The sequence below is a fragment of the Photorhabdus kleinii genome (assembly GCF_025384885.1).
In the GTDB taxonomy this organism is placed as follows: domain Bacteria; phylum Pseudomonadota; class Gammaproteobacteria; order Enterobacterales; family Enterobacteriaceae; genus Photorhabdus; species Photorhabdus kayaii.
The window spans coordinates 1-640 of sequence record NZ_JAJAFY010000158.1 but is presented as its reverse complement, the minus strand read 5'-3'; the positions used below and the strand labels follow the sequence as shown (position 1 = coordinate 640).

1 protein-coding gene and 1 pseudogene are annotated in these 640 nt (G+C 51.6%); both read right to left on the bottom strand.

All coding sequences use genetic code 11. The annotated features are described in order from the left end of the window. Positions 1 to 181, bottom strand: a pseudogene (locus LG003_RS23155) (ATP-binding protein); the annotation flags it as partial. A 15-nt stretch (positions 182 to 196) separates the two neighbouring features. Then, the gene (locus LG003_RS23150) at positions 197 to 490 is read right to left on the bottom strand and encodes a hypothetical protein (protein WP_262981779.1); all 294 of its coding nucleotides are present in this window, start codon (positions 488 to 490) and stop codon (positions 197 to 199) included. Positions 491 to 640: the final 150 nt, after the last annotated feature.

The following is a 640-nucleotide window of genomic DNA, read 5'->3' as shown; positions in this document are numbered from 1 at the left end:
GCTTGATGAGCCTGTCGGCTTTCTGGTTTTCACGGTGAGTCAGTTCCTCCTCAACAAGCAACAATAGACGTTCTTCGAAGCCCAGTTCGTTATACGAAGAAGGCAACGAAACTTGCTGGCGCAGGGCATCACGAAAACCGGAGAGCCTAAGACAAGTGAGATGTTCATAAAGGGTATTCATCAGGCATTTCCTTTATCAGTGGTAATAATGGCTGCCACGCACATTATCGTGGTCAAGTTCAGCAAGGGGATCCGAGGCCGGTGTTGGCACAATGGCGTGTTTATCCAGTCCTTTTTCGAGAATGGATTTGAGTCCTTTCAGCCGATAAATTCCCGTGGCCTGCGCACGCTGGCAGGCCTTGTCGAGACGGGCATAGCCATAACGTTTGTATAATCCTATCACGCCAAGCACATAACGATATCCTTGCTCCGGATGGGAGCGGGTCTCCAGAATATGGGTCACATAGGCTTTGACGTGCTCTCCTGCCATGGAAGCCCATTCAATCAGGCTTTCTGGCGTCCATTTCCCCTGATGGCGGTGGGCCGCTGGCATATGTTTTTCCTGGGTGCTGTAACCAGAGTGGCGTTGCCGGGGATGGATGGCGACGACCTCGCCATGATGATACAAAGTGACCAATTC

Excerpts from the sequence above, each read along its gene's own strand:
- LG003_RS23150 (WP_262981779.1), bottom strand. The coding sequence starts at position 490 with ATGGCAGGAGAGCACGTCAAAGCCTATGTGACCCATATTCTGGAGACC.